This is a genomic window from bacterium (assembly GCA_024228115.1).
Lineage (GTDB): Bacteria > Myxococcota_A > UBA9160 > UBA9160 > UBA6930.
Window position 1 is genome coordinate 1 of sequence record JAAETT010000665.1, and the last position, 676, is coordinate 676.

Consider the following 676-nt stretch of genomic DNA (forward strand, 5'->3'; position numbering starts at 1 on the left):
CCGAGTCAACGACTCCCTGCTCCCTGGTACCCAGAAGTCCTTCGGTCGGCGCCTAGCCAATCCCCTCAGCCAAGACAACCCTGCGCTCCAGAGCGGCCGAGCGGTGGGGCAAGCCATCGAGAACAACGCTCGCATGGGCCTATTCATTGACGGCAAGGCCCACAAGGGCATGAACTCCAAGCACGCAGCGGAGCGGGTGAGGCAGTTCCTGTTCGACTACGGGGATCTGACTACCTTCGAGTCCGAGAGCGTGCGGATGCTCAGCCGGTTCTACACCTTCACCCGCAAGAACACAGCTCTCCAAGCTCGGATCATGATGACCCAGCCGGGCAACATCCACAACGCTGAGCGCATCACTGAGGAGTTCACTAACCAGGTGATGGGCCTCACGGGGCGGTTAACAGGTACCTCAGGGTTCGATGAGGAAGGTCGAGCTGAAGCCGGGCGCATGGATGATTCCGGCCTCAAGATCCCGGACTGGGTGCAGCCTACGCTCGGGCTCTACCGCAACGAGGACGGCAAGGTAGTCGTGGCGGGGGTGGACTCACCCTTCGTAGCCGGGGCTGACACTGTGGATGCACTGGCTGCGTTCCTCAAGTTGCCCGCTGCGTGGGGCCTGATGCAGGCAGCAGACAGTGACTTCCAGAAGGACCAGCGCACAGAGCTGTTCCGTGAC

The 676-nt window shown here is 61.8% G+C and carries 1 protein-coding gene; it reads left to right on the forward strand.

Features of this window, described 5'->3' with window-relative positions; all coding sequences use genetic code 11:
- Positions 1-103 precede the first annotated feature (103 nt).
- The coding region (locus GY937_27650; protein ID MCP5060490.1) for a hypothetical protein at positions 104-676 on the forward strand (573 nt) is incomplete at its 3' end.